Below are 18,889 nucleotides of genomic sequence, written 5' to 3'. Positions count from 1 at the left end.
ATGACCACAGAGAGCCAGCAGCCGGAGCCGCAGCCGTCAGTGGACGCGTTGGCCCCGACGGGCCCCTCGGGCCCGTCGGACTCCTCGTCCGTCACCTTCATCAACGTCTTCGAGATCGCCCCCGAGGACGTCGACGCCTTCGCCGAGAAGTGGGAGCAGCGGGCCGCGATCATGAGCAAGAAGCCAGGCTTCATCGACACCCGCCTGCATCGCGCCCAGTCCCCCGGCGGACGCTTCCAGCTCGTGAACGTCGCCCACTGGGAGAGCCAGGAGGCCTGGGAAGCGGCCACTGCCGACCCACAGTTCGCGAACCGCGCGAATGCCGCGCGCGATTCCAAGCAGACTCCGGCCACGGCGAACCCGGGGCTGTACGACGTGGTCGTACGGTTCCCTTGAACCGCCACGCCTTGCCTGAACCGCCAGCCCCCGGGAGCCCCTCCCACCGGCGGTGGCATTCGTGCCGGGGCCGCCCGGTTGTCCCGAGGTTGGCGGTTCCGGGACGGGAGTAAAGGGCGCTCCTGCGTCGCGTCGGCTGCGCCGATTCCGCTGCGCTCCACCCTTGACACCCGCCCCTCCACCGCGCGAGGGAAGACGACCGGACGGCCCAAGGGGCGGGACTCTCGACCACTCCCGTCGGGCCGTCCGGCATTCCTGCCGAGTGCGGACTGGTTCTTCCGGCGTGACCCGGGAGAGAAAGGGTGGGGCCGCGTTCGCTTCGGGGGTGGGTTGTGGGTTCGTCAAGCGGCTGCGGGGTGGGGTGGGGGCGGCCCATCGTGTCGCCGGCGTCGTGGGTGAGTGCTGAGGGGTGGGGTTTGCAGGAAAGTCCCATGCTGGGGCGGTAGGGGGTGGGTGGTGGTGGAAGTTTTGTGCATTGGGCGGCCAGTTGCATGTGCTGGCTGCGCTAGGGCGGCGGCGGGCGGCGGGACCGTCGCATGCGTCTTTGCTCGGTCAGTCAGACGCGTCGTCGGCTGTGAGGCCCCGGGGGTTCGGGACCTTGCCAGGGCCCTGCCTCGGCCAGTCGCTCGGCGATGGGGTGTGTGAATGCGTCCGCTTCCATTGCGGGGTCATGACCACCGTGACCGCCGCGGCCGACGGGCTCGTCGAGGGCTCTTCCGGGCAGCCGGTGGACGTGGGGGAAGGAAGCTGAGGTGTCGTGGTGCCTACCCAGAAACACACCATCGCGCCGTCCCCGGAGCGGGGGCCTGTGGTGGAGGGATCGGCCTTTCCGTTCCCGCAGGCGGTGAGCAGCGTTACGGCGCTGATGCCGAACACGGCCCCGAGTGTGCGCATCCGCCCCATGAAGCGACAGGCTAGGCGTGAGGGCGGCCGACCCTGGGGTGGTCCTCATAGATCGGCCCAAACATGCCCGTCGCCGTACGAGGACTCGCCCCTGAAGAACCAGTCGGCCAGGTCGCCGATCCGTTCCAGGCAGTCCTCGTAGTAGGCGGCGGGGGCCGGGCGCGGGAAGTCGGGGTGCGCGGTCCAGCCCGGCACGGCGGTCGCGACCTCGTAGAAGCCGTCGGCCAGCCATCGGTCGAGCTGGGATGTCGACTGGAAGTGTGCGCAGACGGCTCGCATGGCGCGTTCCAGACGAGTGAAGGCGGACCGGTCCCAGGTCAGGTCGGACCGCAGCCGGAGCAGGAAGCTTCCGTCCTCGGCACGGAACTCCCGCTCCAGGGTCTCGATCATCTGCTCCATGTAGTCCATGGGCTGCCCCACGAGGGAGGGCCAGGCGGGGCGCAAGCTCGTCACTAGCTCGTCGAAGTCCTCGTTCAGGTATGCCGGTTCGAGCGGCTTCAGGCGGATCTGCATGCGCTCCGGGGCCGCCCACCACACCTCGAAGCGAGTGACCGTGCCTTCGGCCGGCCAGGTCTCCGCTGCCGTCGGCAGGAGCAGGACGTCGACGAAGCCGCCCACCGGTAGCCCGATGTCCACGAAGAGCCCGATGGCGCCGGGCTTGGGGACGCGGACGACCGTTCCCGTGAAGACCTGCCCGAAGCGCAGCCCGCCCCGGATCCTCTTCCACTCGCTCGCGCTGGGCTCGCTGACCTCACTGACATCGCCCGCGTCGCTGGCCTCACTGGCCTCGCTCTCCATGGGGCATTGTGGTCCGTGGGTGGGAGTCAGGGGCAAGGCTCTCGACAACGCGCAGGTCAGAGTGTGTGAGCAGTCGCGTACGATCTTTGGCGACCAAGATCAAAAATGGGGGAACGCACATGCGCCTGAGCTCGACGACTCGTATCGCCGGAGCCGTACTCGCCCTGGCCGCGACGCTGGTGGCCACCGCCGGACACGCGAACGCCGCGTCCGCAGACGCCGACAACGACGCCGACGTCAGCGTCGGCGTCGGCGTCAGCGCCTCGCCCACTACGAAGGCCGACATATCGACCCGGGCCGCGGTCGGCAAGTAGAGCAAGCTCATCAACAAGTCGAAGCAGACGAACTACACGAACCAGAAGGACGAGATCGCCCGCTGCACCGCGCAGACCAAGGGCATGACCTGCATGATCAACAAGACCGCTTCGGCCACGCGCACCATCGACGCGGGGTTCGGCCTCAGCCGGGGCGCCGTCGCGGGCAGCCTCAACATCAGCCAGGCCAAGACCCAGTCCGTCGCCGTGACCTGCAGCTCGCCGGTGAAGAAGGGGCACTCGCTCGTCGCCTACCCGATCGGCACCCGGTACAAGTACAAGATCGAGAAGCACATCACCACGCCCCTCGACTACAAGGCCGGCACGAGCGGGTGGAAGCGTGCCTTCAACCCTGCTCCGGCGAAGGTGAGTTGCAAGGTCAAGTGAGTGTCCTGACAAACCGAGCCATGGTCATCGCCGTCGCGGGAGCCGCGATGCTGCTGAGCGGGTGCGGCGCCGGGGGCGATCAGCCGGACGCGCCGCCCGGCCACGTGCCGGTCACCTCGTTCGTCGGTCAGACCGTCGCCCAGGTGGAAGGGGGTCTGCCGTCGGCCTCTTCGATGGTGTCGTACGACCTGTCAAAGCCGGTCACCGGCGCCAAGGCGACGTACGGCACCGCGAAGGACACGGGGACGCATGCCGACTGGATCGTGGTGGTGGCGTGCGCGGACACGAAGAATCTGGAGGACGACACCCACCTCGCGGCCGGGGTCCTGCGCGCGGACGCGTACACGGAGGCCATCGCGGGGAAGGCCAAGGACCATGCCTTTGACCGCTACTTGGCGGAGTGCGGCAAGTAGGCGGCAGGTAGGCGGAGTGCGGCAAGTAGTTGGTAATTGGCCGTCGGTGGCTGACGTCGCCTGGCCGGAGGTGCCGTGGCCCGGCGGTGGCATTCGTACCGGGGCCGCCCGGTTGTCCTGAGGTTGGCGGTTCCGGGACGGGAGTAAAGGGCGCTCCGCTGCGCTACGCGTCGGCTGCGCCGATTCCGCTGCGCTCCACCCTTGACACCCGCCCCTCCACCGCGCGAGGGAAGACGACCGGACGGCCCAAGGGGCGGGACTCTCGACCACTGCCGTCAGACCATCCCGCTTTCCTGCCGGGTGCGGACTGGTTCTTCCGGCGTGACCGTCACGGGGAGAAAGGCGGACGCCCGGTCCGCAGCCGCTCCGGGGCGGATGCCGGTTTCGTCAAGCGTCTACCGACCGGATCTCCCGGGGTGGCGGTCACGAGGAGAAAGGCGGACGCCCGTCCGCAGCCGCTCCGGGGTCAGGTGCCGGTCTCGACAAGCGGCTATCGACCGGATCTTCCGGGATGGCGGTCACGGACGGGGACGCGAGGGGTAGTTGGCAGAAATGTTCCACGCCAGCACGCACTATCCGCGAGTTTGGCGGGACTTTTCTGTCGCTCGCTCGGTGGCGCACCTACTTTCGCAAAGTTGTGTTCTGGCAGAAGGGGGGCGCGCGCGTTGTGTAATGCGCCTTCTCGGAATTAGGTGCCGTACCCCCCCTGCCCCCACCCAGCCCTCACCCAGTCAACCGTCGCGGGCGTCGTTGGCGGTGAGTCCCTGCGGGTTCGGAATCTTGCCAGGGCCAGTCGCCTGGGGGCGGGTGAGCTGGGGGGGGCGCCAGTGCCAACGCCGGGCACCCGGGGGACATCTGGAGGCTCGGCGGCGCTGTGCCCGGCCAGACGCAGAGAATCCCTCCCCCCCCCCCGCCCCGAGAGCCGATGGCGAACAAGACTCCGAGTGGTCGTATCCACCCCATGGAGAAGCAACCTATGCGTGACCGCCACCCCGGAAGATCCGGTCGCTAGACGCTTGACGAGGCCTGTACCCATCCCCGGAGCGACTGCGGACCGGGCGTCCGCCTCTCTCCCCGTGACGGTCACGCCGGAAGAACCAGTCCGCACCCGGCAGGAAAGCGGGATGGTCTGACGGCAGTGGTCGAGAGTCCCGCCCCTTGGGCCGTCCGGTCGTCTTCCCTCGCGCGGTGGAGGGGCGGGTGTCAAGGGTGGAGCGCAGCGCAATCGGCGCAGCCGACGCGTAGCGCAGCGGAGCGCCCTTTACACCCGGCCCGGAACCGCCAACCTCAGGACAACCGGGCGGCCCCGGCACCAAGCAAAGCCACAGGCCCAGCAAAGCCCCGTGGCGCGCGCTTGGGCCAACGGGTCAGTCCTGGCTCCCGGACGGGGCCGTCCCTGTGTCCTCCCCGGCAGAACCCCTCGGGAAGGTCACCTCGACTCGGCGGTTCTTCTTGCGGCCCTGCTCGGAGGTGTTGTCCGCGATCGGATAGTCCTCGCTGTAGCCGCGTACGGAGTACGTCACCTCGGGGCCCAGGTAGCTTGCCAGCTTGTCGTGCACCGCTTCTGCGCGCTTGCGGGACAGGGTCTTGCCGTGGCTGTACGAGCCGAGGTTGTCCGTGAAGCCGAACACTCTGACGTTCGTCGCCTTCTGCGCCTTGGCCTCTTCCGCGATCGCCTTGATACGGGCATTCGCCTCAGGGTTCAGCTTGTTGCTGTCCTTGGGGAAGAGGACTTCCGCCTGCAGCGCGAACTTCACGTCTGTGTTGGTGTCCTCGCGGCGCTCCTCGCCGCCGAGGTCTTCGACCACGGACTTGATGTCCAGGACCTTCGCCGGGGCGAGGGTCGCACCGTCGGCGAGCTTCAGGCCGGGGCTGTTGGAGTCGACCTCGGGGGGTGGGGATGTGGTGCTGCTGCCGGGGGGTGCGCTGGGGTCCTCGTCGTCTGCGGAGGCGGGGGTGATGGTCAGGAGGACGAGGGCCGTGAGGGTGGCAGTTGCTGTGGTGAGGGTGCGGGATCGTGGGTGGCCCATGGGTCACTCACTCTCGGAGATCTCGATGGAGGCGGGGGGCATGGCGCCTACCTGGAAGTCGACCTTGGTCGTCTCTGCGGGAGGCGCCGGGAACTGGGCGAACCAGTTGACGGTCTTGCCCGAGAGCACACCACCGGTGAAACGCGTGCACAGGCAACGGCCCTGCGTGTCCCGGAGGATGAGGTACTTCTTCTTCCCCTCGGTGTCCACGAGGCTGGCCCCCGCGATTGAACCGCCGTTCTTGGTCAGTTCGCTCTCGTCCCCACGCCAACTGGCCGCCACCCAAGCTTTGCTGCCTCCATTGGTGACCGTGCCCTCAACTGTGAGGAAGCCACCCTCATCACGCTTGGCAGAAGTGACCTTGAGGGTCAGGTCTCCCTCACCCTTGACCTCTGCGAGCACAGGGTCCGCAGCCGGTTGCTCGGTCTCCTTGTCCCCTTCGCCTCCCTCGTCATTCTTGCCGCCCGAGGATGACGAGCTCTTGCCAGACTTGGGCTTGTCGTCGTCCCCACCTCCGCCGCAACCGGCCACCGTGAGGACCAGCCCAGTAGTGATCGCTACAGCGGTCATTGCCCTGCGGGCCTTCATGGTGCGCCGAATGTTCATCGCTACGGCTTCCTTCTTTCGTCGATCATTCATCAGTCGGCCAAGTGGACGGAGAAGAGGGCAGATGCGTCCGGTAGGTCATCCAGTTGGAAGTCATCCGGATCGATCTCGAAAGAGCCCTCGCCCTCGCAGTCAAATTCGACGACCTTCTCCGGATCAGCCGATGGAGACAGATCACATCGCGGCTTGACGATGGCGGTGGCCTCTGCTTTGGCATGCATGGACTCAGTGCCAGGAATGATCGAATCCCCGACTGTATACGTAGTCTCGATCTCGACCCGAAAGCCCGGGTAGCCGTTTACTTCATCCGGCCCGAAGCCGATGACAGTCGAATCATTGTCGGCAGCAAGAGCAGCAGCCGCACCCTCCGCACCGTCACCGGTGAACTTGTCACCATCGAGCCAATCGAGCCAGTCATCACCTTGACCGATGGATTCCCCCAGCCCTTGGACGAGTTCGTCCCTGGCGTCCTGCCCCGCTGCCAGCGCCGCTGCGTCAGCCGCCGACTGGGCACCGTTCCGTGCGGATGCTGCTTGGGCGAACGCGAAGAACGCGAACGCAACAAAGAGCAGAATCCCCGTCATCCAGATATAGATGGGAAGAGTCTGCCCTCGGTCACCATGCAGGCTACGGAACGTCAGCCACCGATTACGTTGTTGACCGCGTCCAAGATCGCCCCGGAGATCAGACCGTCCAGCCCGAGGCCGTCGATCAACGTAAAGATCCCCGCAATAAGAATCATCAACCCCGCATACTCCACAAACCCAGCCCCCGCATCCCGCCCCCTCCCCCGAACCCGGGAAGCCACGGTCACCGTCCAGTCGGTCCAGACTCTGAGTACGCGATCCTTCAGCACGACGGCCCCTTCTCTCCCACCCGATACACGCACACGCGCCCGCATCGCGAATCGCACCGCCGGCGCAACCAATTCCGTCACCGCTGTCGTCATAGGCAACGTACGCGAGATCATGTGACCCAACAGCCACTCTCCGCAACCAATGCCGTTTGAGACGCGGAAGTTGGCGAGTTCCCTTCCCCTGTGGCGAGGTCATCACGCACCCCGGGGGCGTGTGGCGGAGGTCCTTGAGCTGCTGGTCGGTGGTTCGTTGTGTTTCACGACTTCCCCTCCCGCGGATCCCGTGAACTCACCTTTCGCAAAGGCCGGTTGGGGCGGCAAGCCCCGGCAGGGGCCGCCCCCGGGGTTACCGCACCCTCCCCACGCTCCTCGCGACTGTCCCATACTTGGTTGCAGCCGCGAAGAGGTTTCGCCCAGTGGCTTGATAGCAGCGCCCGTCCCGCCCCGCTCCGAACCGGTCACGGCACCCTCACTTCCCCAGAATCGAGCCGAAGTCCGAACCCGAGCCCAGGAACATCCCCGCCGCGATCAGAATCATCGTGGCCGGAAGCATGAAGACCAGCGTCACCATCGTTGCCTTGGGGATCGTCTTGGCCGCCCTGCGGCGGGAGTTCTGGGCGTCCGTTCTGCGCATGTCCGTTGCCAGTTGGATCAGCGTGTCCGCGATCGGTGAGCCCAGTTCCTCGCCCTGTTGGAGCGCCGAGACGAACTGGGAGACCTGCTCTGAGGCGTTCCTGCGGCGTAGTTCGTCGAACGCCTGGCGGCGGCTCACTCCCATGTCCATCTGGCGTAGCGTGATGCGCAGTTCGTCCGCCCACGGGCCCTCGTAGCGTTCCGCCACGCGGTCCAGCGCCTGGCGGAAGCCGAGGCCCGCCGAGACCACCACCGCTAGTACGTCCAGGAAGTCCGGCAGCGTGCGGTCGATGACCTCGCGCCGTTCCCGTATCGCCTGCCAGATCAGCGCGTCCGCCGCCGTCACTCCGAAGGCGAAGGTGAGCACGCCGAAGAGTGCGGAGCCGTTCGTGAGGAAGACCAGGGCCATCACTGAGCCGAAGATGCCGTAGACCGCTCTGCGCGCCGCATAGCGGTCGATCGTCAGGCCTCCCGGGTTGCCCGCCATGTCGATCCTGCGGCGCTTGGCGTCCACCCGTTTCTGGCCCATCAGGCGCAGGACCAGCGGCGCGAAGCGCATGCCCAGGCGGTCCACCGCCGAGCCCGCCGTCGAGACGCGGGTGGCGCCGACCTCCAGGGCGATCGCCAGGTCCGAGGGGAGTTTCGCCTCCGCGCGGTACATGCGGATGCCCTGGCACACTCCCGCCACCGCAAGGCCCATCACGGCCGCCATCGCCAGACCGAACACGTCGACCGCTCCCTACACTTCGATCTTGCCGAGGCGTCTGATCACGAAGAAGCCCACCGCGTACAGGCCGAGCGCGATCAGGATCAGCGTCTGGCCCATCGGCGAGCCCGTCACCCTTGCCAGTGCTCCCTCATTGGACGAGTTGATCAGGATCAGGGAGCCCAGGCCCAGGAGCGGGACCGTGAACGCCGTCGCGTGGACCTCCGAGAGCATCGTGCGGACCTCCCTGCGGGTCTCCTTGCGGTCCTCCAGGGTCTGGGTGAGGTTTCGGAGGGAGTTCACCACCGAGCCGCCCGCCTTGTTGGAGAGGACCAGGGTTGTTACGAGGACTATCAGTTCACGGGAGGGGAGGCGTTCCGCCAGTTCGCCCAGCGTGTCGTCGATCGAGCGGCCCAGCGTCAACTGGTCTGCCACCATTGACAGTTCCTCGCCTGCTGGGGCTTCCAGTTCCTCCGCCGCCATCGCCAGTGATGTGCGCAGCGCCAGGCCTGCTGCCGTTGCGTTGGCCAGGATCCGGGCCACGTCCGGGAGTTGGTTGATGAACGCCGCTATTCGCTTCTGGCGTTGCCAGTTGAGGAAGACCACCGCGCTCCAGACCGCCACGATGCCCGCGATCGGGCCGAAGAAGGGGGCCAGCGTGGCCGCCGCCATCAGCCAGAGCGCGGCGACGACCGCCACGACGTAGACGAAGAACTCGCCCGCCGTGAGGTCGAGGCCTGTCGCCGAGAGGCGCAGGTGGATGGAGCGGCCGAGGCGGGTGCGGCGCAGGCGGCGGTCGACCGCGCCGAAGCGGCGGCCGCGGCCCGTGGGCTCGCCGGTGCCGGGGCCGATCGACAGGCGGTCCACCAGCGCCTGGCGCTGGGCGCGGCCGGACGCGTACGAGTGGATCCCGGCGACGGCGAGCGTGCCGGTCAGGATCGTGGCGCCCAGGGCCAGGAGGGCGGCTTGGTTCTCCATCAGCCGATGGCCTCTCTCGTGTTCAGTACGTCGATGGCCTGGGCCACGCCGAAACCTGGCGGCACCGGCTCTCCCGCGACGTACAGCCGCTCGGCGACGGAACGCGGCAGCGGCAGGTGCTCGAAGTAGCCGCGCACCCGGCGGTCCAGGCCGCCGACGCTCGGCTGGCTCGGTACGAAGCGGGTCGCCGGGGCGATGCGGAAGTGCTCGCGGCCGTGCGAGACGAGAAGGACGATCTCGGCGATCTTGCGGGAGCCGTCCGCGTGCCGGGCGAGCTGGACCACCACGTCGACCGCCGAGTTGATCTGGTCCTTCAGCGCCTCGAACGGGATCTGGACCTCGGACATCGAGCCGAGGGTCTGGAGGCGCATGAGGGCGTCCTCCGCCGTGTTCGCGTGGACCGTGGCGAGGGAGCCGTCGTGGCCCGTCGACATGGCCTGGAGCATGTCGAGGGTCTCGCCGCCTCGGACCTCGCCGACGATGATGCGGTCGGGGCGCATACGGAGGCTGTTGCGGACCAGGTCGCGAATGGTGATCTGGCCTTTGCCCTCGACGTTCGGGGGGCGGGATTCCAGGCGGATCACGTGGTCCTGCTGGAGCTGCAGTTCGGCCGAGTCCTCGATGGTGATGATGCGTTCGTGGGCGGGGAGCAGGCCGGAGAGTGCGTTGAGGAGCGTCGTCTTTCCGGAGCCTGTGCCGCCGCTGACGATGATGTTGAAGCGGGCCCGTACGAAGGCGGAGAGCAGGAGCAGCATGTGCTCGTCGAGCGAGCCGAGGCCGATGAGCTCGTGCAGCGTGTACGCGCGCGGGAAGCGGCGGATGGTGAGGGTCGCGCCGGTGAGGGCCAGCGGGGGGATGATCACGTTCACTCGCTCGCCGGTGGGCAGGCGCGCGTCGACCATCGGGTTCGACTCGTCGACGCGGCGGTTGACCGTGGAGACGATGCGTTCGATGGTCTGCATGAGCTGGTCGTTCGACGCGAAGCGGAGGGGGAGCTGTTCGACGCGTCCGGCGCGCTCGACGAAGATCGAGTCGGGGCCGTTGACCATGATCTCCGTGATGGAGGCGTCGGCGAGGAGCGGTTCGAGTACGCCGAGTCCCAGGGCCTCGTCCACGACGCGGCGGATGAGCTGGGAGCGCTCCGAGGTCGAGAGGACGGGGCCCTCGCGGCTGATGATGTGGCCCATGACGCGTTCGAGGCGGACCCGGCGGTCCGCCGTCGTCAGGGACGACATCTCGGCGAGGTCGATCTCTTCCAGGAGCTTGGAGCGGTACACCGCCACGAGGCTGTCGTCGCGGCTGGGGTCGCTTCCCTTGCCGTGGTCGTGCGGCGTCGCTATGCGGTCGCGGAGGCTCATCTTTTCTCTCTCAGCTCCCGTCTTCGTCTTCGTCGTTGGGCATGGTGGCCGACTTCGTGACGGACCAGCCGGCGTCCACGAAGGGGAGCAGGGTGGGGACTTGGACGGTGACGTCCGCTGTCGTCGTGTCGCCGCCACCGCTGATGGCGACCTGGGCGTCGAGGTTCCCGTCCATCGCCGCCAGGCCCGCCGCCTCGCCGCCCTCACCCTGGGAGGCGACGCGTGCTGCCGCGCGGGCGCCTGATCCTGCCTGGTTGACGGCGTAGCCGACGAGCCCGAGCTGGATGGCGGCCAGGCCTATGAGGAGCAGGATGGGGAGGAAGCCGGCGAATTCGAGCATGGATACGCCTCGATCGTCGTTGAGGCGCACCCTCTTTCGCTGATGCTGCTGATGGCGCTGGGGACCCAGCCCGTCCGGCGTTTGAGGACGAACTCGGCGGAGCCGGTGATCGACGGTACGCAGCGCTGCCGGGTCACCCTTCACCGTCCTCCCCCTCCTTCGCCGCGCCCGCCTCCCCGCTCACGCTCCACCCCGCGTCGATCCCGGGGAAGAACAGCGGTACGTCCGCGTCCACGTGGGCCTTCCACACCGCTCCCTCGTCGGTGCAGGCCACCTCCGCGCCCTGCCACGCCGACGGCAGATGCTCCTTCGCGGCGGCCTCGCACGCCGCCGCGCCGCCCTCTCCCACCGCGTACGCGGCCGTCGCCGCCCGTGCGGCCTCGTCCGCCGCGTTTCCGGCGAGGGAGAAGGTGTAGCCGTACAGCGCGCACTGCCACAGGAGGCCCATCACGGTGAGCAGCAGCGGGAACATGCCCGCGAACTCCAGCGTGACCGCGCCGCGGTCCCCGCCGCCGACCCGCTTGCGGAGGGTCAGCCGTTTGGCTCCGCCGGACGCCGCCTCCGGGTCCACAAGGCCGAGCTCGCCCGCCAGCGCCCACAGCGCCTGCTTCACGGTGGACTTGCTGTCCAGGTCCTGCATGCGGCCCGCGTCGACCGCGCCCTGCAGTTCCTTGAAGTTCGCGGGGACGGTGGTGCGGGCCACGCGCGTCCCCGTCACCCGTTCCACCAGGGAGGGCTGGATCTCCGCGCCCTTGCCGTGGCGGTTGACGACCGTGAGCGTCTCTTCGGCCTTGCGGATCTGGAGGCGGTCCCACAGGCGCACCATGCGTTTGGCGGCGCGTACGGAGACGACGTCCGGGGTGACCAACAGGACCGCCTGGTCGGCGAGTTCGATGGCTGCCGCGCTCGCCCCGGTGACGTACGTACCGCAGTCGACGAGTACGACGTCGTAGCGGCTGCGCAGGGCGCTGAGCGTCTGGCGGGCGACGCGGTCGGTGATCTCCTCGCCCTGCTCGCCCTCGCCGGGGGCGAGGAGGAGGCCGATGCCGGTCTCGTGGGTGTAGACGGCGTCCTGGAGGACGCGGGGCGTGATGTCGGTGATCGACGCGAGGTCGGCGATGGAGCGGCGGAACTGGACGTCCAGGTACGAGGAGACATCGCCCGCCTGGAGGTCCAGGTCGAGGAGGGCGACGGTGCGGCCGGATGCCCGTGCGGCGAGGGCGAGCTGGACGGCGGCGAGGGTGGTCCCCACGCCTCCCTTGGCGCCGCTCACCGCTACGACGTGGCCGCCGCCCGGGGTCTCCCCCGGCCCGGCGTAGAGCTCTATGCCCGCGCTGCCCAGGTGCCTGCGCATCCCCGCGGACCAGGCGGCCGCCGCGTGCACCCGCTCGGCGAGTGCGTCGTACGCGAGGGGGAAGCCGACGATGCCTCGGGCGCCGGAGTCCATCGCGGCGGTGAGGAGGGCGGAGCTGGTGTCGGCGGTGATGAGGACGACGCCTACCGCGGGGAAGCGGAGGACGAGGTCGCGGATCAGGTCGAGGGCGGGGACGGGGCCGATGCGCTCATGGATGAGGACGACTTCGGGGAGCTCGTCGATGGACTCTGCGGCGAGCCTTGCCAGGGTGTCGAGCAGGGCGGTGGAGTCTGCGACGGGGAGGGCGGGTTCGGCGTCCGGCAGTTGCCCTGTGAGGGTGGAGAGTGCGCGGGCGGCGTCCATGTCCCCCACGGCGGGGAGGATGCGGGTCGTCATACGCGATCGCCTCCCGGCGGTGGGCTGTACGGGGCGCCTGCGGCGGGCTGGGCGTCCTGGCTGTCGGCACTCGGCAGCGGGCCTGCTCCGCCTGCGGCGGCCTGCACGCCCCGGGCACTCCCGCCCGGCAGCGGGCCCCTTCCGCCTGCGACGGGCTGCACGTCCCGAGCATCTCCACCCGGCAGTGGGTGCCTTCCGCCTGCGGCGGGCTTGGCGTCCTGGCTGCTCCCACTCGGCAGTTGGTGCCGACGAACAGGCTTTTCCCGCCCACCCACCCGATTACCCCGCGGGGCAATCGGGTGGGTGGGCGGGAAAGATCCGCCGCGAAGCGGCGGCACAGGGCAGCCGACCACGGCGGGAGCCAGAGACCCGCCGCGGAGCGGCGGCCTTGAGCGGGCCGCCCCGGCGGAACCGCAGCGCGGCGGTACGGACGTGCGTCGCCTCATGCGCGGGGCCCCCTACTTGTCCTCGTCGAGTGTGTACGTCCGATCGCCCCGCGGAATCGCGCTCTCCTCGCCCTGGCCGACCAGGGCGAGCCGTACATGCGTGGCGAACGACTCCGCGTACGCGACGCGCTGCGCGTCCGCCGTGTCCAGGGCGAACGTGATCGGCACCGCTTCCGTCGCCGTACGACGGCTGCTGCCGCGGTCGTCCTGGTCCGGGTCCAGTGCGGTCAGCTTGCCTACGTCGATCACCTTCGCGGACTCGACGATCACCTTCGACTGATCCTTGGCGTTGTCGGTCTCGCCCTTGAACGTGGCGTAGATGTTGACCGTCGCCCCCGGCGTGATCTTGCCCGCGACGCCCGTCGCCGCGTCGATCATGATGGCGATCTCCTGCTGACCGGGATCGAGTTCGGGACGGTCGACGATCATGTCCGTCTGGAGCAGCGAGCCCTTGCGCAGCTCGGTCACCGCGATCTTGCCGCGGACCTGGCGCAGATCGGTGACCGCGTTCTCCGAGAGCCACCGCTCCGGCATCTCGACCTTCTCGAACTGGTCCGCGCTCAGCTCCTTGTAGGGGGCGATGTCCCCCTTCAGCTTGTACGCGGCCACCTCCGGCCCCACCTTCGAGTTCACGTCCCGGATCACCGAGAGGACGCCCGCGAACGCGCCGAACGCGGCCAGGACCGAAAGGACCAGCAGGATGACGCCGCGGCGCTGGCGTGAGTTCATGAACCGGACTACCTCGATCGAGTGCGGACGGCTACGGACAGTGAGCGGGGTGGCGCGCGTTCAGTGCGGGCAGTTCGGGCTCGTGCACATGAGGGACCTGCGGCTCTTACGTCGCGCCTCGCGGCAGCGCCCGTACGGCGGAGACAGAGACGGCAGCCGACGCCGCGCGTTCCGGCGGCGGCAGCAACGGCGCCGCGCAGAAGCCGCAGCGGTCGCCGATGAGTTCGAGGCCGCACCAGTGGCAGTCGTCACGGCGGACGGACGACACCAGTTGGTAGAGCACGGAGATGTCGGGGATCGCCGCGGCGAACTCGACGAGCTTGCCCGTCGCCCACCAGCGCGCGGACTCCCCCGGAAGCCGCGCCTCCGAAATCCCCTGGGTCCGCCAGGCCGGGGCGAGCGTCTCGGTGACCCAGCCGGGCCCCAGCTGCCCGGTGGCGTACAGCATCTTCGTGCCGAATCCGGGGCCGGGGAGCGTCGTGTCCCCCGTCACCTTGATCAGCTCGGGGCGCGGGGTCGCCAGGACGGCGAACTGGGCGCCCGGCACCCATGACTTGGCGTGGGACTGCAACGTGACCGGCACCCGGTCCAGCTTCGCCACCGAGCCGAGCAGCGCGCCCGCGTAGATGTAGTGGGAGAGGAGGCGGGCCGCCGACGCGAGGACGCCGGGGCTGAAGTCGCAGATGGAGAGCTGGCGGAGCTGGAGCGCGAGGACCGCGAGGCCCAGCGGCGGCAGGTCCGGGCGGAGGATCGAGATGCGGTCGCTCTCCAGGACGGAGCGGATCGCGTGCATGCGCTGGACGAGGGCGGGCGGCGCCGACGCGGGGCACAGGACGATCACATAGCCGTGGTGCTCGATGAGCGTGTGCATCTCGGTGAGCGCCTGGTCCAGGGAGTACGTCCGCGGTGACTGGACGGCGCTCTGCAGGACGGCCGCCGACGGGGTGTGCCGGTCGGGCGATGGCAGCACCAGGTCAGGGCCGGTGACGGCTATGGCGGTCGGCATACGCACACCCCCCGGTCTTCGTGCACTTCTGCCTCAGCACCTTATAGAGGTCAGCGTCACCTCAACACCCAACTTCCCACTGTTCACGCAGAGGTTGGCCGGACTCGTGGGATCCGGGTGGCGCCAGAGGTGTCGCCAGCGGTGGCGCCAGAGGTGTCGCCAGAGGTATTGACAACCTGATTGGTCTGGACCAGCTTGTACGACCAAGCAAAGCGCCGGGCAACCCCCACCCCAGCCCGGCGAGACCTCTCCGAAAGCCCCAACTCCCCCCACCGGAGGCAGAAGTGGACCACGCACGCGGCAGGACACGCAGGAAGGCAGGGCCCGTCATCGGTCTGACAACGGCACTCGCCCTCGCGCTCACCGGCCTGCTCACCGGCGGCGCCGACAACGCCGACGCCGACGCCCGCGCCGTACCGAAGCACGCGGTGACCGGCTACTGGCAGAACTTCGACAACGGCGCCACGGTCCAGAAGCTGAGCGACGTACAGGACGAATACGACATCATCGCGGTCTCGTTCGCGGACGCGACCTCCACGCCGGGCGAGCTGGCCTTCAGCCTCGACTCGGCCGGGCTCGGCGGGTACACCGTCGACCAGTTCAAGGCCGACATCAAGGCCAAGCAGGCGGCCGGGAAGTCCGTGATCCTCTCGGTCGGCGGCGAGAAGGGAGCCGTGACCGTCAACGACGGCGCATCGGCGACCGCCTTCGCCGACTCCGCGTACAAGCTCATGCAGGAGTACGGCTTCGACGGCGTCGACATCGACCTGGAGAACGGGCTCAACTCGACGTACATGTCGCAGGCCCTGAAGTCCCTTTCCGGGAAGGCCGGTTCCGGGTTCGTCCTGACCATGGCGCCGCAGACGATCGACATGCAGTCGACGTCGAACGAGTACTTCAAGACGGCGCTCGCGGTGAAGGACATCCTCACGGTCGTCAACATGCAGTACTACAACAGCGGTTCGATGCTGGGCTGTGACGGCAAGGTCTACAGCCAGGGCTCGGTCGACTTCCTCACCGCTCTCGCCTGCATCCAGCTGGAGGGCGGCCTCGACCCGTCCCAGGTCGGCATAGGCGTCCCGGCCTCGGCGAAAGCGGCCGGGGGCGGCTACGTCTCGCCGTCCGTCGTCAACCAGGCCCTGGACTGCCTGGCGAAGGGCACCAGCTGCGGTTCCTTCAAGCCGTCCAAGACGTACCCCGACATCCGGGGCGCGATGACCTGGTCGACCAACTGGGACGCCGCCGACGGCAGTTCCTGGTCCAAGGCGGTGGGGCCGCACGTCCACGGCCTGCCGTAACCGGCGGGCCCACCGCGTCGCTAGAAGAAGCTGCTCCAGTCCTGGTCCGTGATCTGCTTGACGCACAGGACCAGGAACAGCAGGCCGGCGATCGTCAGCATGCCGTTGCTGAGCCAGCCGTTGCGCCATTCGCCCGGTGTACGCGAGGAGTTGAGGAGCCAGACCAGGGTGAGCGCGAGGAACGGCATGAAGGCCGCGCCGAGCACGCCGTAGATGATGATGAGGCGGAACGGCTGGCCCTGGAAGAGCAGGATCATCGGCGGGAAGGTCAGCCACAGCAGGTAGGCGCGGAACGGCACCGACTTCTCGCGGGCTCCGGACGCCACCTCCTCGCCGGTCAGGGCCTTCTCGTCGGCGCCCGCCCGCTGCTTGCGGTAGCGCTCCACGAAGTCGGCGAACATCAGGCTCACGCCGTGCCAGACGCCGATCAGCGAGGTGAAGGACGTGGCGAAGAAGCCGATCAGGAAGAGCTTGGCGGTGGCGTCTCCGTACTCCTTCTCCAGGATGTCCGAGAGCTGCACCAGGCCCTTGTCGCCGCTGGCGATGGCGACGTTCGCGGAGTGCAGCAGCTCGGCGCCGACGAAGAGCATGGCGACGACGAAGATGCCGGTGGTGATGTACGCGACGCGGTTGTCGAGCCGCATCACCTTCATCCAGCCGGTGTTCGTCCAGCCCTTGGCGTTGACCCAGTAGCCGTACGCGGCAAGGGTGATGGTGCCGCCGACGCCGCCGATCAGGCCGAGCGTGTTGAGGATCGAGTCCTTCTCGTCGGGCAGGACCGGCAGCAGGCCCGCGAAGGCGTCACCGAGGTGCGGGGTGACGCGGATGGCGAGGTAGACGGTGACGACGAACATGATGCCGACGAGCACCGTCATGACCTTCTCGAAGACGGCGTACTTGTTGAACCAGACGAAGACCAGGCCGACGATGCCGGTGAGCATCCCCCACCACTTGAGCTCCATGACGTCCGGGAACAGCGCCTGGAGCGGCAGTCCCGACGACGACATGGCCGCGGCCCCGTAGACGTACCCCCAGATCACGACGTAGACGACGAAGAACCACGTCGTCCAGCGGCCGAGGCTGGCCCAGCCGTCGAAGAGGGTGCGTCCGGTCGCCAGGTGCCAGCGTCCGGCGGCCTCGGCGAGCGAGATCTTGACGACGCAGCCGATGACGGCGGCCCACAGCAGGGTGTAGCCGAAGTTGCTGCCCGCGATGAGCGTGGCGACCAGGTCGCCCGCGCCGACGCCGGTCGCGGCGACGACGATGCCGGGTCCGATGTATTTCCAGCTGGACTTGCGGGGCTGGGGAGCCGCATCTCCCGTGGCAGTGCCACTGCCTGTCGTATCAGCCATGCCGATCAAGAAACCGCATGGCGGCGCGTGGCACAAGGGGTTGGCCGAAGACAGCGTTGACCGGAGCATGCCAGGCGCCCACGATGGGCCCGCGCAACCCGCACCTCGCAACCGCACCGCACGCGTCGCACTGAACCACCCCCCCCACCCCCAGGAGACTTCATGCGACTTCGCATACGCGGCAGAAGATCCGCTGCCCTCGCGGTCCTTCTCGCCCTCGCCGTGGCGGCGCCCATCACCGCCAACGCCTCACCGGACACCACCGCCCCCGCCGCTCGCGGCACGGCGGCCACCGACAACGAAACGCGCCAGTACGAAATCCCTCTCGGTGACGACAAGGCCGCACGCACCGCGCTCGCCCGCACCGGCGTCGCCATCGACGAGGTCGACGCCCGCGCGGTCGTCGTCTCGGCCGACGGTCGCGAGGCGGCCGGGCTCCGGGACGCGGGCTACGAGCTCAAGGCCCTGGCCGGGCCCCCGAAGCGTACGAACGGCGAGCCCGTGGAGGCCAAGGACTTCCCGCCCGCCGACGCGAGGTACCACAACTACGCGGAGATGAACGCGGAGATCAACCAGCGCATCGCGGCCCACCCGACCCTGATGAGCAAGAGGGTCATCGGCAAGTCCTACTCGGGCCGGGACATCGTCGCCATCAAGATCAGCGACAACGTCGGCACGGACGAGGCCGAGCCCGAGGTCCTCTTCACCCACCACCAGCACGCCCGCGAGCACCTGACCGTCGAGATGGCGCTCTACCTGCTGCGCGAACTGGGCGACGACTACGGCACGGACGCCCGCATCAAGAAGATGGTCGACGAGCGCGAGATCTGGATCGTGCCGGACCTGAACCCGGACGGCGGCGAGTACGACATCGCGACCGGCTCCTACCGCAGCTGGCGCAAGAACCGCCAGCCCAACGCCGGTTCGTCGAACGTCGGCACCGACATGAACCGCAACTGGGCCTACCGGTGGGGCTGCTGCGGCGGCTCCTCGGGCAACACGGGCTCCGAGACCTACCGCGGCCCGAGCGCCGAGTCGGCACCCGAGGTGAAGGTCGTCTCCAACTTCGTACGCAGCCGCATCGTCGGCGGCAAGCAGCAGATCAAGGCCTCCATCGACTTCCATACGTACAGCGAGCTGGTCCTGTGGCCGTACGGCTACACGTACAGCGACACGGGCCCCGGCCTCACCCAGGACGACCGCGACGCGCACGCCGCCATCGGCCGGAAGATGGCCGCGAGCAACGGCTACACGCCGCAGCAGTCCAGCGACCTCTACATCACGGACGGGTCGATCAACGACTGGCTCTGGGGCAACCAGAAGATCTTCAGCTACACCTTCGAGATGTACCCCTCGTCCGCGGGCGGCGGCGGCTTCTACCCGCCCGACGAGGTGATCGAGCGGGAGACGAACCGCAACAGGGACGCGGTCCTGCAGCTCCTGGAGAACTCGGACTGCATGTACCGCTCCATCGGCAAGGAGCAGCAGTACTGCACCGGTTGAGCGGGCCGGGTGAGCGGACCAGGTGAGTGAAGGGCCGTCGCCGTCCGGCGGCGGCCCTTCGCCCGGATGCGGCGGCGCCTGAACAGG

General features: G+C 68.6%; 19 protein-coding genes. 6 read left to right on the top strand and 13 right to left on the bottom strand.

What is annotated here, in order from left to right; translation table 11 throughout:
- Positions 1 to 396 carry an antibiotic biosynthesis monooxygenase family protein gene (locus E5671_RS29520; RefSeq protein ID WP_160506926.1) on the top strand — a complete coding sequence of 132 codons (396 nt, stop codon included), beginning with the start codon at positions 1 to 3 and terminating at the stop codon, positions 394 to 396.
- 948 nt (positions 397 to 1,344) lie between these two features.
- Here E5671_RS29520 and E5671_RS45510 read toward each other — a convergent pair.
- Entirely contained in the window at positions 1,345 to 2,097 is a 753-nt protein-coding gene (locus E5671_RS45510) for a hypothetical protein (RefSeq protein ID WP_202121297.1), read from the bottom strand.
- A 119-nt stretch (positions 2,098 to 2,216) separates the two neighbouring features.
- Here E5671_RS45510 and E5671_RS29505 point away from each other — a divergent pair, with 119 nt between their 5' ends.
- The 3 genes from E5671_RS29505 (at position 2,217) to E5671_RS29495 (ending at position 3,211) form a co-directional block, all read left to right on the top strand.
- A complete protein-coding gene (locus E5671_RS29505) occupies positions 2,217 to 2,411 on the top strand; it encodes a hypothetical protein (RefSeq protein WP_160506925.1) in 195 nt (64 codons plus the stop codon).
- An 84-nt stretch (positions 2,412 to 2,495) separates the two neighbouring features.
- Positions 2,496 to 2,798: a hypothetical protein gene (locus E5671_RS29500; protein ID WP_160506924.1), complete on the top strand. Its 303-nt coding sequence runs from the start codon at positions 2,496 to 2,498 to the stop codon at positions 2,796 to 2,798.
- Entirely contained in the window at positions 2,795 to 3,211 is a 417-nt protein-coding gene (locus tag E5671_RS29495) for a hypothetical protein (protein WP_160506923.1), read from the top strand. Before E5671_RS29500 ends, E5671_RS29495 begins: the two co-directional genes overlap by 4 nt.
- Before the next feature lie 1,367 nt (positions 3,212 to 4,578).
- On the opposite strand, the gene E5671_RS29490 is transcribed toward E5671_RS29495, so the two are convergent.
- The 11 genes from E5671_RS29490 to E5671_RS29445 form a co-directional block, all read right to left on the bottom strand.
- Entirely contained in the window at positions 4,579 to 5,241 is a 663-nt protein-coding gene (locus E5671_RS29490) for an OmpA family protein (RefSeq protein WP_160506922.1), read from the bottom strand.
- A gap of 3 nt (positions 5,242 to 5,244) precedes the next feature.
- Positions 5,245 to 5,847: a hypothetical protein gene (locus E5671_RS29485; RefSeq protein WP_160506921.1), complete on the bottom strand. Its 603-nt coding sequence runs from the start codon at positions 5,845 to 5,847 to the stop codon at positions 5,245 to 5,247.
- Positions 5,848 to 5,879: 32 nt separating this feature from the next.
- Complete coding sequence (locus E5671_RS29480; RefSeq protein WP_272902897.1) at positions 5,880 to 6,473, bottom strand: pilus assembly protein TadG-related protein; 594 nt, start codon at positions 6,471 to 6,473, stop codon at positions 5,880 to 5,882.
- Positions 6,474 to 6,484: 11 nt separating this feature from the next.
- Positions 6,485 to 6,703 (bottom strand): hypothetical protein, encoded by a 219-nt coding sequence (locus E5671_RS45505; protein ID WP_336606070.1) that lies wholly within the window; start codon positions 6,701 to 6,703, stop codon positions 6,485 to 6,487.
- A 469-nt stretch (positions 6,704 to 7,172) separates the two neighbouring features.
- Positions 7,173 to 8,048: a DUF5936 domain-containing protein gene (locus tag E5671_RS29475; RefSeq protein ID WP_160510486.1), complete on the bottom strand. Its 876-nt coding sequence runs from the start codon at positions 8,046 to 8,048 to the stop codon at positions 7,173 to 7,175.
- 27 nt (positions 8,049 to 8,075) lie between these two features.
- Complete coding sequence (locus E5671_RS29470; protein ID WP_160506920.1) at positions 8,076 to 9,020, bottom strand: type II secretion system F family protein; 945 nt, start codon at positions 9,018 to 9,020, stop codon at positions 8,076 to 8,078.
- Positions 9,020 to 10,378 carry a CpaF family protein gene (locus tag E5671_RS29465; protein WP_160506919.1) on the bottom strand — a complete coding sequence of 453 codons (1,359 nt, stop codon included), beginning with the start codon at positions 10,376 to 10,378 and terminating at the stop codon, positions 9,020 to 9,022. The genes E5671_RS29470 and E5671_RS29465 overlap by 1 nt, the downstream gene beginning before the upstream one ends.
- A 10-nt stretch (positions 10,379 to 10,388) precedes the next feature.
- A complete protein-coding gene (locus E5671_RS29460; protein ID WP_160506918.1) occupies positions 10,389 to 10,718 on the bottom strand; it encodes a TadE/TadG family type IV pilus assembly protein in 330 nt (109 codons plus the stop codon).
- A gap of 133 nt (positions 10,719 to 10,851) precedes the next feature.
- A complete protein-coding gene (locus E5671_RS29455) occupies positions 10,852 to 12,468 on the bottom strand; it encodes an AAA family ATPase (RefSeq protein WP_160506917.1) in 1,617 nt (538 codons plus the stop codon).
- A gap of 458 nt (positions 12,469 to 12,926) precedes the next feature.
- Positions 12,927 to 13,643, bottom strand: coding sequence for a Flp pilus assembly protein CpaB (gene cpaB, locus E5671_RS29450; RefSeq protein WP_160506916.1), 717 nt, complete (start codon positions 13,641 to 13,643; stop codon positions 12,927 to 12,929).
- Between the two features lie 106 nt (positions 13,644 to 13,749).
- Positions 13,750 to 14,649 carry a hypothetical protein gene (locus E5671_RS29445; protein WP_160506915.1) on the bottom strand — a complete coding sequence of 300 codons (900 nt, stop codon included), beginning with the start codon at positions 14,647 to 14,649 and terminating at the stop codon, positions 13,750 to 13,752.
- A 284-nt stretch (positions 14,650 to 14,933) separates the two neighbouring features.
- On the opposite strand from E5671_RS29445, the gene E5671_RS29440 reads away from it, so the two are divergent.
- Positions 14,934 to 15,947, top strand: a complete 1,014-nt coding sequence (locus E5671_RS29440; protein WP_160506914.1) for a glycosyl hydrolase family 18 protein — start codon at positions 14,934 to 14,936, stop codon at positions 15,945 to 15,947.
- A 20-nt stretch (positions 15,948 to 15,967) separates the two neighbouring features.
- Here the strand turns inward: E5671_RS29440 and E5671_RS29435 are convergent, their stop codons facing one another.
- Positions 15,968 to 17,299 carry an Nramp family divalent metal transporter gene (locus tag E5671_RS29435; protein ID WP_160506913.1) on the bottom strand — a complete coding sequence of 444 codons (1,332 nt, stop codon included), beginning with the start codon at positions 17,297 to 17,299 and terminating at the stop codon, positions 15,968 to 15,970.
- A 162-nt stretch (positions 17,300 to 17,461) separates the two neighbouring features.
- On the opposite strand from E5671_RS29435, the gene E5671_RS29430 reads away from it, so the two are divergent.
- Positions 17,462 to 18,802, top strand: a complete 1,341-nt coding sequence (locus E5671_RS29430) for a M14 family metallopeptidase (protein WP_160506912.1) — start codon at positions 17,462 to 17,464, stop codon at positions 18,800 to 18,802.
- The last annotated feature ends 87 nt before the right edge of the window (positions 18,803 to 18,889 follow it).

It is taken from the genome of Streptomyces sp. BA2 (assembly GCF_009769735.1).
Lineage (GTDB): Bacteria > Actinomycetota > Actinomycetes > Streptomycetales > Streptomycetaceae > Streptomyces.
Note: the sequence above shows the minus strand (reverse complement) of the source record. Positions and strands in the feature narration are given on the sequence as shown.